The following is a 13,407-nucleotide window of genomic DNA, read 5'->3' on the forward strand; positions in this document are numbered from 1 at the left end:
TCACGTCGGAAACACGAGTGACCCGACGGCGTGGAGAATGGCAGGTCATGTCACAGCGACTACGGCCGTCGGGCGGGTCAGGTCGGACCACGCGTCTACGCGTGTGGTGTCGGCCAGGTACCGGTGTGGTCAGTACCAGTAGCGGCGGCCGTAGTAGCCGTCGTTGCTGTCGACCTTGATGAAGCCGCCGTCCGCGTAGCGGATGTCCAGTTCGCCGTTGTACTCGTCCACGTCGAAGTTGACGACCGGGCAGCGCGCGTTGTCGATGAGGCGCACGTCGAAGTCGTTGTAGTCGCAGTCGATGTAGACGGTCGGGCTCTGGAACTCGAAGCCGCCCCAGTCGTAGGCTCTGTAGTACGCCGAGCCGTAGGGCCCGACGAACTCCACCTCGGTGTCGCCGGCCAGCCACGCGTCGTACGAGTCGAAGTCGAACGTCGTCCCGGTGCCACAGTAGTCGTGGACGGTCAGCTGGAAGTCACCGAACCGGCCGAACCGGCGGCGACGGAAGTACGGTCGATAGACGTTGCTGCGCGCGAAGCTACTGCCGAGGTCGGCAGAGGTGTCCCCCACGTCCCCGATCTTCGCAGCGGCCGGGGCCGCAAGGGCCGCGGTACTGACGAGCCCGGTGCCGAGGGCCTTGAGTAGCGTGCGTCGCGAGGTTCCTGAGTTGGTAGTGCTGTCCATTGGGTGATTTCCTCCTTCTCACTAACCCATAGGTGGGCTCTACAGATAACACGTCTACTATCCAACCAGTGACGATACTACGACGAAGTTGACCGATGGTATGGAAGTTCAGCAGTGACGAAAGGTCGATACATCGGGCACGGGAGAGGCCGAACCGTCGGTTCGGGAGCGAGGGTGACCGACCAGCCGGCGACTCACGCTCCGGGAATGGCCGTGCCTGCGACCGGTGCGGTGCGCAGGGCGGGCCTCGAGGGCGCATCGAGAGTCAGGCCGGGGCCTCTCGGGGCGGCGCCCGTGTCGTCTGTCAGGGAAAAGCGCCCGGCTCTGGCTCGTGGCTGCGAGTCTGGTAATGACCAGTTCGGCGCGCCAGACCCGCACCTGGACAGCTCGGTGGGAACTGCGTGGTCGCTGGACGGGACACGTGAGAAACAGTCGACAGAATCGGGACACCGCGAAAAAGTGACGACCGGCTATGGTTCAGCCAGTGGGTCGGAGAGTACTATCGACCGGGTCGCCCCGGTCGCCCCCGGCACAGCTCAGTAGCAGGCGCCGAAGTCGGCCTCGAGGTCGTCGCCTTCGACCTCGAACTTGATGACGTCACAGCGCCCGAAGGTTTCGAACTCCATGTCGCCGTAGGCGTAGTCGTACTCGAAGTCGATCTCGGCGCTCTCGAACTCCACGTCGCCCGTGTAGTCGTCGCGCTCGTACTCGAAGCCGCCGGCGAGGATGTCACCGCGAGCCTCGACCTCGCCGTGGTCGAACTCGAACTTGCCGCCGTAGTACGGGCCGTAGCCGCCGTAGCCGCTCCCGTAGTACGGGGCGGGTGCGCCGTGGGTCGCCGCCTCGATGCTCTGGCTGCCGGCCGGCCCGGCGCCCGAGCTGAAGCTCCGGCTGGGGCCACCGCGACGGTAGCTCCGGCTGCGGCTGTAGCCACGGTAGCTGTTGCTGCGCCTGTAGCCACGGGTATCGTAGCTGCGGCGGTTCCGCCGGAAGTACGGGCTCCGGGAGCCGGTGTTGTCGGACGCGGCGACCGCCTGGGAACCCACCCCGATGGTGAGCAGGCCCGTGCCGATGGTCTTGAGCAGGGTCCGTCGCGTGCTTTGGGTCGAGGAATGTTGTTTCATGGTGGTAGTTCCCTCTCAGCCACTATCTAGGGAGTGTCCGGGAATATAATGTTAGCTAATAAACTGGTTACGCGGATACCACGAAGTTGTGTGGCGAGATTGACTTACCAGTCCGGGAAGAGATTACGGGAGCGCCGTAACTGGGGCGCCACGAGTCCGGAGTCACGGGCGTTCCGGGACCGGGGTAGATCGCAGGACGGGGACACGGCAGTCCGTCGGCGGAATCGACAGAGTTGACTCTCGACAGGTCGGCTGTCGGTCGAAAACGGTCGGCTGGCGGTTCTGGGTGCGCACGGGCCGGCCCGCGTCGAGTGCGGGTCGGGCCCGGGGACCCGGTCAGTACCAGTACCAGTAGTACGGGCGGTAGTACGGCCCGTAGTAGGGGTCGTAGTAGTACGGGCGGTAGTAGTACGGCCGGTAGTACGGGTAGTAGAACCGGAACTCGAAGTCGTCGTCATCGTCGTCGTACCGGCGACGACCCCGGCGTCCGCGGCGACCACGCCGCCTGCGCCAGCCATCGTCGTCGTCCCGGCGGCCTCTGCGACCACGTCTCCCCCGCCCGTCATCGCCGTCGCCGCGCCGACGACCCCGACGGCCATCGCCACCGCGCCGACCCTCGTCACGCTGGTACTGGCCGCCCTCGGTCGGTCCGGCCTGTCCCACCGCGGGGGTGCCTGCGCGACCACCGTCCGCGGCGGAGGCGACTCCACTGCCGAGGCCCACGGTCACCAGCCCGAGGCCGACGGTCTTCAGCAATCGTCGTCGATACACGCGTCTATGGTTGCTGGTCATGCTTTCTCCCCTCGGTCGAGGGTAGGCTACATCGAAAAATAACGCCACGGTAATACCTGGGTTACCGGACTACCACCGAGTTGCACGACGACACGGAGTTACCAGTCGGGAACGTCATCACGCCGACCCGTCCCCGTGTCGCCTCCGGCGACCTCGACCAGCGACGCTCAGTCGAAGTCGACCCTGACGTACCCGTCGGGACCGTAGTAGACGTACTCGTCGTCGTCCACGAAGAACGGGCCGTAGTAACCGCCGTAGTACGGGCCGTAGCCGTAGCCGCCGTAGTAGCCGGAGTAGTACGGGTCGCCGTAGATGCGGATCTCCACGTCGTCGCCGTAGTAGCCGCGCCGGCCGTACCAGCGCCGACCGTACCCACGCCGGTGGTACCGGCGGAAGCGCCGCCGACCGTATCGGCGCCGCCCGCGACGGTACCGGCGACCGTGATACGCCTCCATCGGCGACTCGCCGGCCTGGACGGTCTCGCTGCTCGGGTCCGGTCGTCCGGCTGCGGCGGCGACGCCGCTTCCGACGCCGAGCGTGAGCAGGCCCACGCCGGCCGCCTTGAGAACAGTTCGTCGGGACGTTCCGTCGGTGAAATTTCGTTTCATGGATGAAACCCTCTCCCGTAGAAGCTATGCCGGGCTCGAATATATCTCTGAAGTGATGATTGGGTTACCGGGACACCACGAAGTTGCCCGGGGACACGTAATCTCCTGCTGAAACGTCTGCGTGGTAACGGCGAAGCGGTCGCTCACGGTGTGAGAAAACGGATGGAAGAAACGACGACTGGACAGCTCCAGTCGCTACCTGACAGGCCTACGCGACGGCGTCAGTAGAGGAACCGGCGGCGGTAGAGGCCGCGGTTGTAGATGCCACGACCGTAGAAGCCCCGGCGGTACAGGCCACCGGCGCACGGGTCGGCACACGGGTCGATGTCCGCACACGGGTCGACGGCGCACGGGTCGACGTCGGCACACGGGTCGACGTCAGCACACGGGTCGGCGCACGGATCGATGTCCGCACACGGGTCGACGGCACACGGGTCGACTCCACAGGGGTCGACGCCGTAGTAGCCGAAGCGACCGCGGTAGCCGTACGGGCGGTAGCCGGTGCGGAACCGGATGCGGCTGCCGTGGTAGCGGCGGCCGTAGAACCCGCGGCGACCGTAGAAGCCACGGCGGTAGCGCAGGCGGCGCCCGTACAGTCCTTCCTTCCCGGTCCCGGTGATGTTCGCGGACCCCTCCTTCGCGGAGACGGCCTGCGAGCCGACACCGACCGCGACCAGCCCGACGCCGACGGTCTTCAGAAGCTTTCGTCGATACATCCCTCGAGAGTTATCTTGAGTCATTTGGAGTTCAACCCCCGTGCTTCGATATGAGTTAATAAAATATAGCCTCGCGGTAATAATTCTGTTACTTCAGTACTACGAAGTTGCACAACGTGACGGAACTACCAGTGCGAACGACCACCGCGGAATCACGTTTCGGTGGGGAAATCACCCCGCGGCGATTACGAGCGAGCGATCACCACGGCCGGCAACCACGGTGCGAAGGCAGCGTCAGCGAGGAGACGCCGTGCCGGCGCGGAGACGACGGCCGGAGAGACCGTCCGGTCACCAGTCGGGATAGCTCGAAAACGCGGGACGGACCAGGGTCGATTCCCCGACCCGGCCGGCTCAGTAGTAGTAGTCGACCTCGATGGAGCCGTCCTTGTCGCGCTCGTAGCTGAAGTACGACGGGCCGTAGCCGTAGCCACCGTAGTACGGGCCGTAGCCGTACCTGCGACCGTAGAACCGGCGGCCGTAGTACCCGCGGCCGTAGTACCCACGGTAGCCGTACCTGCGACCGTAGAACCGGCGGCCGTAGTACCCGCGGCCATAATACCCGCGGTGATACGGCTGGGCACCGGTGGCTGCGCCGGTGCCGACGCTGGCCGAGGTGCCCTGGTTCGCGGAGACGGCTCCGGTGCCGACGCCGAGGGCCAGCAGGCCGACACCGACGGTCTTCAGCAACTTGCGACGATACATACTCCCGATTCCGTTGTGAGTCATGATTTGCAACCCCTCGGCCGGTATCTACGAGTTATTACGGAATAATCTCGAGGTAATAATCCCGTTACCGGGGCACCACGAAGTTACACGACGACACGTACTTTCCAGCGGAAACGAGCGTCCGGCAAGCAGGTTCCCCCGTCGATATCACCCGCGGGTGACCGAGGCTCGACGAGCTGGCCGCGAAAAAACAGGTGGCGATCGGGTGGTCTCCCACCCCGTTGGTCGTTCGATTACGCCGACCCGTCAGTAGGTGCGGAACCGGATGCCGCGCCCGCGGAACCGGACGTACGGGCCGTAGCCGTAGCCGCGGTAGAAGCCGCGACCGTAGAACCGGCTGCCGTAGTAGCCACGGCCGTAGAACCGGCCGCGGTACCCGCCGCTACGCCAGAACGCGTAGCCCGCGCACGGGTCACAGTGCGGGTCGTACAGGCCACCGGTGCGCCAGTACTCGCCCCACGGGCCGCCCCAGTAGGCGCCGAACTGCTCCTCGGTGGGCTTCTGTCCCGGGGCGACCGCCGGCGACTGTCCCTGTTTGGCGGAGACGGTCTGGCTGCCGACCGCGACGGCGGCGAGGCCGACGCCGACGGTCTTCAGCAGTTTGCGGCGATACACTCCTCGAGGTTCGGTATGAGTCATGGTTTCAACCCCCTCGGTGGAGGTAGGCGTGTGAGCCGCATAATTTCGCGGTAGTGACGACGTTACGGCCGTACTACGGAGTTGTTCGACGAAACGTAATCACCATCCGATACGAGCGCCGGGAAACGAGGTTTCGCTGCGGAAAGCGGTGCGCAGGACGGCTGTCGGGGCGAACGCGTGCCGCAGCTACCGGACGGTCTCGGTCGGTAGTTCGCAAAGAAGCGCGCCGGCGCTGGTGGCCGGCGGGTGGTCGACGACGGGTCGGTCAGTACCAGTACCGGAAGCGGAACCCGTCGCCGCGGAACCGGATGTACGGGCCGTAGCCGTAGCCGCGGTAGTAGCCACGGTAGTACGGGCGGTAGTAGCCGCGATAGTAGCCACGGTAGTACGGACGGTAGTAGCCGCGGTAGAAGCGGCGCCGGTAGTACCCGCCGTAGTGGTACGGTTGCTCGCCCTCGGGCTGCTGGCCGGCGGCGACGCTGGGCTCGACACCTTCCTTCGCGGAGACGGCCTGGCTGCCGACCGCGACGGCGGCGAGGCCGACACCGACGGTCTTCAGGACTTTGCGACGATACACTCCTCGAGAGACGTTGTGAGTCATGTTTTCCAACCCCCTCGGGAAGGCATAGGAGACATCCGAATATAGCGACGAGGTAGTAACGTCGTTACGCCCGTACCACGACGTTTTCAACCGAAACGAAAGTACCAGTCGAACTGAGCGGACGGTAGTATCGTTTCCTCGGTCTCTCAGGACGTCGAGACTCCCACGGATCGACCGTCTGTGCGCGGGAACACCCGGATTCGACGGTTCCCGCCCCGGTCGTGACAGTCTCGGGGAGAGTCCCGAACCCGGCGTGCTGAGGTGTCGAGGGACCCGAACGACCGGTCTGGCGCCCGACGGCTCTCACCAGTCTCGTGGAACATTATACTTCCCGCGTACACCCCTACTCTCCCGTGACCATGAGTCCAGAAACCGGTGATATCGGCGAGAGTAGTATCGAAGAGCGCATCGACGAGCCGACGATGGCCACGCTCGAGGGTGACTGGCGGCCGCTGTTCCTCGCGGGTATCGCGCTCGCCATCGGTGGCATTCTCGCGATCGCGTTCCCCTTCGTCACGAGCATCTCACTGTCGCTCCTCTTCGGGGCCGTGCTGGTCATCGGCGGGCTGGTGAACGTGGCACACAGCATCTCGCAGATGAAGTGGACCGGGTTCGTCAGCCAGGCGTTGCTCGGGGTCCTCTACACGGTGGCGGGTATCTTCCTCATGGCGAACCCGCTGCTTGGGCTCGCCTCGCTGACGCTCCTGCTGGTGGGGTTCTTCCTGTTGAACGGGATCGTCGAGATATTCCTCGGCTTCAAGCTCCGCGAGGAGCCGAACTGGGGCTGGGTGGTCGCCAGCGGCGTCGTCTCGCTGGTGCTCGCCTCGCTCGTCCTGGCGAACTTCCCGAGCAGCGCGCTGTGGGCCATCGGTCTGCTCTTCGGCGTGAACCTGCTCTCGACCGGCATCTCGTTCGCGCTGTTCGCCGTCGGCGCGCGGGACGCGGCCGAGAAGGAGACGACCCCGCCGGTGTCGAAACCGGGCCAGGCCTGAGCATCGCTCGCCGTCTGGTATCTTTTATAAAACAGGACAGCAGGGCCGATCAGCCCGCGGTCACTGCGTGCCCGAGTCGTGTTCGCTCTCGACGCGGGCCTCGCCCGCGCCCGAGCCGAAGGTGAACTCGCCGAAGGTCTCGCTGGCGGCCTTCGAGAGCTTCTCCAGCATGGAGTGCTTGACCGTCTCGGTGACCAGCGCGGCGTCCAGCACCTCGCCGATGTGCCGGACGGGGATTATCTCGATCTGCTCCAGCACCTCGGGGTCGACGAGCACGTCGCGCTCGTTCGCGGCCGGGATGATGACCGTCTTGCTCCCGGCCTTCACCGCCGCCTCGACCTTGTGGGTGACCCCGCCGACGGGGAGCACGTCGCCCCGGACCGACAGCGAGCCGGTCATCGCGACGCTCTGGTCGACCGGCACGTCGGTCAGCGCCGACAGGATGGCGGTCGCGACCGTCACGGAGGCCGAATCGCCCTCGACGCCGTCGTACGCCTGCACGAACTGGACGTGGATGTCCTTGTTGTCGAGGCTCTGGTCGGAGTACTTCTTCACGACCGCGGAGACGTTGTGGACGGACTCCGTCGCTATCTCCTGGAGTTTGCCGGTCGCGATGACCTGGCCGGGCCCCTGCGAGGGAGCGATCTCGGCCATGACGGGCATCACGATGCCGGAGTCCTCGCCCATGACCGCGAGGCCGTTGACCCGCCCGACGACCGCGCCCTCGTTGACCGTGAGGTCGTACTCGCGGCGGCGCTCGATGTAGTCGTCGGCGATCTGCTGCTCGATGGAGCGCGCCCGGCGCTTTGCCTGCAGGACGTGCTGGCGCGTGGTATAGGGTGCGTCCTCGTCGCGGGCGATGTCACCGGCGACGCGGACGAGCCCGCCGAGGTCGCGGAACCGCAGCGTCAGGTGGTCCTGGCGGCCGGCGCGGCGCTGGGCCTCGCGGACGACCTCCGCGATGGCACCCCGGGTGAAGTGGGGCAGGCGGCCGTCGTTGGCGACCTCCTGGGCCACGAACCGGACGTACTTCTGGCGGATCTCCGGCGTCTCCTCGATGGTGTCGTCCATGTACACCTCGTACCCGTAGCCCTTGATGCGGCTCCGGAGCGCGGGGTGCATGTTCTCCATCGCGTCGAGGTTGCCCGCGGCGATCATGATGAACTCACACGGCACCGGCGCGGTGTGGACCATCGCGCCCGAGGACGTGTCGGACTGGGCCGTGATGGAGTACTCGCGCTCTTGCAGCGCGGTCAGCAGTTTCTGCTGGGTGCGGATCTCGAGCGTGTTGATCTCGTCGATGAACAGCACGCCCTTGTTCGCCTTGTGGATGGCGCCGGGTTCGACGCGGTCGTGACTCGGCGTCTCCATCCCACCGGACTGGTACGGGTCGTGGCGCACGTCGCCCAGCAGCGCGCCGGCGTGGGCGCCGCTCGCGTCCTGGAACGGCGCACTCGTCCGGTCGCTGTTGTCGATGAGGATCTTCGGAACCATCCGGTTGCGGTTGCGCGCGCTGCTGCGGAAGATGTAGTAGACGACCGCGATGGCGAGGATGCCGAGCAACAGCTGCCCGACGATGATGGTGTAGATGAAGACGAGGATTATCGTCGTCCACATCGCGAACCAGCGGAGCTGGAGGCCCTTGCGGGCGCGCTGGCGGTGTTCCTGTACCACCATCTCGCCGCCGCCGGCGGGCACGACCTCGACCTTCGGGCGGTTCCCGTCGTCCTCGTTGTGCATGACGAGCACGTCCGGGAGGTCGCTACTGGGTAGCAGTTCGGCCATCGCCTTCGACAGCATCGACTTGCCGGTCCCGGGCGAGCCGATCATCATGACGTGGCGGCGCTGTGTCGCCGCCTTCTCGATGATGTCCCGCGCGCGGTCCTGCCCGATGACCTGGTCGATGAGCAGTCGCGGGACCTCCACGTCGGCGGTGCTCTCGATGTCCAGCCCGCCGAGGAGCTGGGCCGTCTCCTCGTCGGAGTCGTCCATCGGCGACTCGGGCGGCAGGAACGGCCCGTACTCCCCAGCGTCGCTAGAGGACTCGGTGCTAGCAGTCAACTCAGAGGTGTCCTTCTCGGTTTCCATGGTCTGATCGGCTCATCACTCGTGTGTGATATAGACGCACAGGCTTCATATCCTTTCTACCTACGTGATAGCTTTCTGTCGTTACCCGGTTACGGCGCGGGTTGAAAGCCTTATCAGGAAAAATACCTTCCACTAGCGCATGAAGGGGGCTCCAGCAGTGCTACTCGCACTCCTCGTGTTGCTCTCGGGGACGGTCGTCTTCGTGTCGTTCGAAGACGCCCCCGTGAGCGCCGTACCAGACGACGACTATCCACCGGTCGTCGACGACCCGTCGCCCACCCCGGACGTGACACCGCCCGCGGGGGACGGCACCGACGGTGAGACCCCCGACGTGGAACCCCCGGAGCCGACCGCTCCCGACGTTCCAGCACCCGATTCCGACGGCCCCACCAGTCCCGACGCGGACGGCGGCAGCGATGCTGGCGACCCCGCAGTCGACCCGTCGCCCGGTGACGGCGGGGATGGCGACCCCGCGGTCGACCCCACGCCCGGTGACACCCCGGACACCGACGGCCCGTCGGACGGCTCCGACGCGCCCAGCAACGGCGGTGGGCCCGATGCGCCCAGCAACGACGGCGGCTCCGACGCCGGCCAGCAGGACGGTGACGCCGGCGGCGACCCCGACGTCACGCCCGGTGACGACGACGGGACGACCGACGGCGGCGTCCCGGTCGACGACGGCGGCGAGCCCCACCCCGTCGGCAGCGAGGACGACGGCATCATCGGCTACGAGGCCGGCTACTGGTACAACCAGACCGTCGTCATCGACCAGAGCGACGGCGTCTCCGACGCGGAACTCGACGCCCTCGTCGCCGTGACGATGGCGCGGGTCGAGTACATCCGCGGGCTGGAGTACCTCGAACCGGTCGACGTGAAGATCATCTCGCGGGCGGACTACCGTGCCCAGCTCGCCGAGGGCACCAACGAGACGCTGGACCACTCGCTGTGGAACAACCAGGTCTGGGAGGCGCTGTTCATCGTCGGTGAGGACGCGAACGTCTCCGACGAGTTCACCAAACTGTTCGGCTCGAACGTGCTCGGCTACTACGCCCCGAAGACCGACGAGATGGTCATCGTCTCGACCGACGCGGACCAGCCGACGGTCGACCCGAACGTGCTCGTCCACGAGATGGTCCACGCGCTGCAGGACCAGCACTTCGACCTCACCGCGTCGCTGAAGGACGTACAGGACGAGCAACTCGCCCGCAACGGCATCGTCGAGGGCGAGGCGAACTACATCACGGCGCTGTACAAGCAACACTGCGGGACGACGTGGACCTGCACGCCCAGTCCGTCGAACACCGGCGCCGACACCAGCGGCGAGTCCCCGGCGACCGGCCTGCTCATCGCCATCTTCCAGCCGTACTCCGACGGCCCCGTCTGGATGGAGTACATGGTCGAGCGCAAGGGCTGGGAGGCCGTGACCACCTCGTTCGAGAACATGCCCACGACCACGGAGACGTTCATCCACCCGGAGAAGGACGACGCCCCGACCATCGTCCGGGTCGATGACGCCACCACTGGTGGCTGGGCCCGCTTCGAGTCGGGCCAGGACGGCGCCGACGTGCTCGGCGAGGCGTCCATCTACGCGATGTTCTACCACCTCGCGAAGGAGGAGAACTCCCGCGTCATCAGCGCCTACGACATCAACCGCGTCGAGTCCGAGTTCGACACCTACAACTACGTCAGCACGCCCTCCGAGGGCTGGGCGGGCGACCGCATCGTCCCGTACCAGAAGGACGGCGAGTACGGCTACGTCTGGGTGACCGAGTGGGACAGCACCCGCGACGCCCAGGAGTTCTACGAGGCGTACACCGACGTCTTAGAGGAGTTCCGAGCCGACCGCGTCGGGCCCGACACCTGGGTCGTCGACCGCGGCCCGTTCGCCGACGCCTTCCACGTCACCCTCGACGGGACCCGCGTCACCATCGTCAACGCCCCGACCGTCGAGCAACTGTCCGAGATCCGCATGGACATCGACGTGACGCTGTACCAGCGCTGGCGCTGACCGCCCCCGACCATTCGTTCTCCACACCTTCGACGGCGTTAGGACCTGAGCCGGGAGTTATCTCCTTGCCTCGGTAGAAGGGTTATCACCGAGCATCGCCTCTCTGAGTATAGAATGGTGACGATACCGCTGTTCATCGGAGGCATCGGCGGCCCCGAACTCATCGTCGTCTTCCTGCTCGTCATCCTCCTCTTCGGCGCGGACAAACTGCCGAAGTTGGCGCGTGCGAGCGGTGAGGCCATGGGTGAGTACCAGAAGGGGCGAGAGAAGCTCGAGGCAGAGATCACGGGCGTGAAAGAGGAGACCCGCCGCGCCGTCGTCGGCGACGAGATGGACGACGAGCCGCAGGCCGCATCCACGGCGACGGCCGAGGAGCCCGCCGGCGTGGTCGACGAGTCCACGGAACCGGCCGCCGAAGCGGTCGAGTCCGAGGACACCGAGTCCGAGCTGGAGACCGAGACCGACCGCGCGTCGGACTGACCGGGACGACCACGGACACGAACCATACGGAAATCTACCCTTCTGTTTCTCTCCTTGCTCACGACCTCTTTGATTAACAAATCAGTTTACAGTTCTCGAGTCTTGAACCGCCAAAATCGGACTTCAGTACGGTGTAGTGGACATTCACGCCTTCCCACAGGATGAATTAGTTAACAACGTCTTCGTTATCGAAATCTGCCAGTACCGTCGTCAGTCGGCCCGGTGACCGTGGACCCGTTCCACCGCCGACTTCGCCGCGTTCCGCACCCGGGACTCGGTGTCGGTCTGGCACTCGTAGAGGTCGTCGAGCGCGGTCTGGACGCCGAGGTTCCCGAGCGCGGTACACGCGTTCGCCCTGACCCGCGGGTCCCCGGACGAGAGCAGGTCGAGGACCGCGTCGACGGGGAGGTCCCCGGCCGAGGCCTCCGTACTGGCCCCGGTCAGCTCCACGAGGCCCCTGCTCGCGAGGCGGACGTCGTTCGGCTCGTCGCCGTCGGCGAGCAGGTCGAGGACCGCTCCCACGGCGGCCTCCGGCGGTGCATCCAGCAGGCCGAGGGCGATACCGGCGTTCCCGCGCACGCCGGGGCACTCGTGGTCGAGCGCGGCCAGCAGCGCGGGGCGGTGCCCCTCGACGGCAGCCGGCTGCTCCTCCGCCACGACGGCGACCGCCCAGGCCGCGTTCCTGGCGACGCGGGCTTCCCCCTCTTCTACCAGTTCTACCAGCGCGTGGAGGTGGTCCGCGACGACGACCGGGAACGTCTCGGCGACCACCCCGAGCAGGTAGGCCGCGTTGTGGCTCACGTCGGGGCCGCGGTCGAGGCTCGCCGCGAGGGCGTCGAGGTGGTCGACCATCGCCTCCGGCTGCGTCCAGGCCGCCGAGGCCAGGCCGAGCAGGAGGTTCGCCGCCACCCGTCCGTCCTCGTCACGGGTGGCCCGGACCAGCGGGTCGACACGGTCGGTCAACTCGGCCGGGCGATAGTCCGCCAGCGCCGTGAGCACGTTCGAGGCACTCGTGCGGGTCTCCGCGTTCTCGTCGTCGAGCAGCGCGACGAACCGGTCCCGGTGGTCGAGCGAGACCTCCGGGTAGGCCTTGACGACCTGCTGGACGACGGCGGCGACGTTCTGGCGAACCCGCCCGTCGGCGTCGTCCAGGCAGCGGACGAGCCGCGGGACCGCCGGCTCGACGCGGCCCGGGAACGCGGTCGCCAGCGGGCCGAGCGCGGCTGTCGCCATCACCCTGACGTTCTGGTGGCGGTCGAAACATCGGTCGACGAGTCCCTCGACCGCCGGCACGCTGGCCTCGGGGTGTTCGGCGGCGATACCGCGCAGGACCGCCACGGCGCTCAACCGGGTCGCCTGCTCGGGTCGGTCGAGGAGGCCACGGAGTGGGTCGACGGCCTGGACGACCGCCTCGGGCGTGGTCCACGCGATGGGCCACAGCGCCACCGCGGCCGCTTCGCTGGTGCCTCGTCGGTCCTCCTCCAGGAGGCGACACAGGTCCGGCGCGACGGGGCGCGCGAGCGACGGGTCCTCGTCGCTGACGATGGCGACCGCGTTCACGGCAGCCCGGGCCGTCTCCGGGTCGCTGTCGTTCAGGGCCGCGAACACCACGTCGAGCACCGGTTCGACGGTGTCGACGCTTCGCTCCGCGAGGTCGCACAGACCCTCGACCGCGAGACGACGGACCGACGGGTCGTCGTGCGTCCCGAGCGTGGCGAGGTCGCTCGCCAGCCCAGCGGGGTCGTCCGGTGCATCGCCGGCCGCTGCTCGCAGCCGCTCCGCCCGCCGCTGGTCGTCGTCTGGACCCATTTCTCAAATTTCACTCCGGGGAGTGACTTAATTCTGCGCATTACATAGTTAGGTATCGACTCGCATGGGTCCCTCAGACGGTGGGGTCGCGGCCACGCCCGCCCCGTCTTTCCGCTGCCTGTGTGTCTTTACCCTTCGAG

13 protein-coding genes are annotated in these 13,407 nt (G+C 66.7%); 3 read left to right on the plus strand and 10 right to left on the minus strand.

What is annotated here, in order from left to right; genetic code table 11:
• Nucleotides 1–129 precede the first annotated feature (129 nt).
• The 8 genes from NOV86_RS20840 to NOV86_RS20875 all read right to left on the minus strand — a co-directional run bounded on the left by NOV86_RS20840 (nucleotide 130) and on the right by NOV86_RS20875 (nucleotide 5,866).
• Complete coding sequence (locus NOV86_RS20840; protein WP_267643753.1) at nucleotides 130–684, minus strand: hypothetical protein; 555 nt, start codon at nucleotides 682–684, stop codon at nucleotides 130–132.
• A 536-nt stretch (nucleotides 685–1,220) separates the two neighbouring features.
• Nucleotides 1,221–1,808, minus strand: a complete 588-nt coding sequence (locus NOV86_RS20845) for a hypothetical protein (RefSeq protein WP_267643754.1) — start codon at nucleotides 1,806–1,808, stop codon at nucleotides 1,221–1,223.
• A gap of 336 nt (nucleotides 1,809–2,144) precedes the next feature.
• A complete protein-coding gene (locus NOV86_RS20850; RefSeq protein ID WP_267643755.1) occupies nucleotides 2,145–2,600 on the minus strand; it encodes a hypothetical protein in 456 nt (151 codons plus the stop codon).
• Nucleotides 2,601–2,767: 167 nt separating this feature from the next.
• Nucleotides 2,768–3,208: a hypothetical protein gene (locus tag NOV86_RS20855; RefSeq protein WP_267643756.1), complete on the minus strand. Its 441-nt coding sequence runs from the start codon at nucleotides 3,206–3,208 to the stop codon at nucleotides 2,768–2,770.
• Between the two features lie 221 nt (nucleotides 3,209–3,429).
• Entirely contained in the window at nucleotides 3,430–3,924 is a 495-nt protein-coding gene (locus NOV86_RS20860; protein WP_267643757.1) for a hypothetical protein, read from the minus strand.
• Nucleotides 3,925–4,275: 351 nt separating this feature from the next.
• A complete protein-coding gene (locus NOV86_RS20865; RefSeq protein WP_267643758.1) occupies nucleotides 4,276–4,626 on the minus strand; it encodes a hypothetical protein in 351 nt (116 codons plus the stop codon).
• A 270-nt stretch (nucleotides 4,627–4,896) separates the two neighbouring features.
• Nucleotides 4,897–5,289, minus strand: a complete 393-nt coding sequence (locus tag NOV86_RS20870; RefSeq protein ID WP_267643759.1) for a twin-arginine translocation signal domain-containing protein — start codon at nucleotides 5,287–5,289, stop codon at nucleotides 4,897–4,899.
• Between the two features lie 265 nt (nucleotides 5,290–5,554).
• Complete coding sequence (locus tag NOV86_RS20875; RefSeq protein WP_267643760.1) at nucleotides 5,555–5,866, minus strand: hypothetical protein; 312 nt, start codon at nucleotides 5,864–5,866, stop codon at nucleotides 5,555–5,557.
• Between the two features lie 383 nt (nucleotides 5,867–6,249).
• On the opposite strand from NOV86_RS20875, the gene NOV86_RS20880 reads away from it, so the two are divergent.
• Nucleotides 6,250–6,882: an HdeD family acid-resistance protein gene (locus NOV86_RS20880; protein WP_267643761.1), complete on the plus strand. Its 633-nt coding sequence runs from the start codon at nucleotides 6,250–6,252 to the stop codon at nucleotides 6,880–6,882.
• Nucleotides 6,883–6,942: 60 nt separating this feature from the next.
• On the opposite strand, the gene lonB is transcribed toward NOV86_RS20880, so the two are convergent.
• Entirely contained in the window at nucleotides 6,943–8,970 is a 2,028-nt protein-coding gene (lonB, locus tag NOV86_RS20885) for an ATP-dependent protease LonB (protein WP_267643762.1), read from the minus strand.
• A gap of 139 nt (nucleotides 8,971–9,109) precedes the next feature.
• On the opposite strand from lonB, the gene NOV86_RS20890 reads away from it, so the two are divergent.
• Together NOV86_RS20890 and NOV86_RS23160 are read left to right on the plus strand one after the other, a co-directional pair.
• Nucleotides 9,110–10,978 (plus strand): Hvo_1808 family surface protein, encoded by a 1,869-nt coding sequence (locus NOV86_RS20890; protein ID WP_267643763.1) that lies wholly within the window; start codon nucleotides 9,110–9,112, stop codon nucleotides 10,976–10,978.
• A 114-nt stretch (nucleotides 10,979–11,092) separates the two neighbouring features.
• Nucleotides 11,093–11,458, plus strand: coding sequence for a twin-arginine translocase TatA/TatE family subunit (locus NOV86_RS23160; RefSeq protein WP_303647869.1), 366 nt, complete (start codon nucleotides 11,093–11,095; stop codon nucleotides 11,456–11,458).
• A gap of 210 nt (nucleotides 11,459–11,668) precedes the next feature.
• Here NOV86_RS23160 and NOV86_RS20900 read toward each other — a convergent pair whose 3' ends face one another.
• Nucleotides 11,669–13,267: a HEAT repeat domain-containing protein gene (locus NOV86_RS20900; protein WP_267643764.1), complete on the minus strand. Its 1,599-nt coding sequence runs from the start codon at nucleotides 13,265–13,267 to the stop codon at nucleotides 11,669–11,671.
• Between the last annotated feature and the right edge of the window lie 140 nt (nucleotides 13,268–13,407).

This window comes from Haloarchaeobius amylolyticus (genome assembly GCF_026616195.1).
Lineage (GTDB): Archaea > Halobacteriota > Halobacteria > Halobacteriales > Natrialbaceae > Haloarchaeobius > Haloarchaeobius amylolyticus.

Bases quoted from the DNA above. Each gene is read 5' to 3' on its own strand.
- NOV86_RS20840 (WP_267643753.1), bottom strand. From the start codon at position 684: ATGGACAGCACTACCAACTCAGGAACCTCGCGACGCACGCTACTCAAG.
- NOV86_RS20845 (WP_267643754.1), bottom strand. From the start codon at position 1,808: ATGAAACAACATTCCTCGACCCAAAGCACGCGACGGACCCTGCTCAAG.
- NOV86_RS20850 (WP_267643755.1), bottom strand. From the start codon at position 2,600: ATGACCAGCAACCATAGACGCGTGTATCGACGACGATTGCTGAAGACC.
- NOV86_RS20855 (WP_267643756.1), bottom strand. From the start codon at position 3,208: ATGAAACGAAATTTCACCGACGGAACGTCCCGACGAACTGTTCTCAAG.
- NOV86_RS20860 (WP_267643757.1), bottom strand. From the start codon at position 3,924: ATGTATCGACGAAAGCTTCTGAAGACCGTCGGCGTCGGGCTGGTCGCG.
- NOV86_RS20865 (WP_267643758.1), bottom strand. From the start codon at position 4,626: ATGTATCGTCGCAAGTTGCTGAAGACCGTCGGTGTCGGCCTGCTGGCC.
- NOV86_RS20870 (WP_267643759.1), bottom strand. From the start codon at position 5,289: ATGACTCATACCGAACCTCGAGGAGTGTATCGCCGCAAACTGCTGAAG.
- NOV86_RS20880 (WP_267643761.1), top strand. From the start codon at position 6,250: ATGAGTCCAGAAACCGGTGATATCGGCGAGAGTAGTATCGAAGAGCGC.
- lonB (WP_267643762.1), bottom strand. From the start codon at position 8,970: ATGGAAACCGAGAAGGACACCTCTGAGTTGACTGCTAGCACCGAGTCC.
- NOV86_RS20890 (WP_267643763.1), top strand. From the start codon at position 9,110: ATGAAGGGGGCTCCAGCAGTGCTACTCGCACTCCTCGTGTTGCTCTCG.
- NOV86_RS23160 (WP_303647869.1), top strand. From the start codon at position 11,093: ATGGTGACGATACCGCTGTTCATCGGAGGCATCGGCGGCCCCGAACTC.
- NOV86_RS20900 (WP_267643764.1), bottom strand. From the start codon at position 13,267: ATGGGTCCAGACGACGACCAGCGGCGGGCGGAGCGGCTGCGAGCAGCG.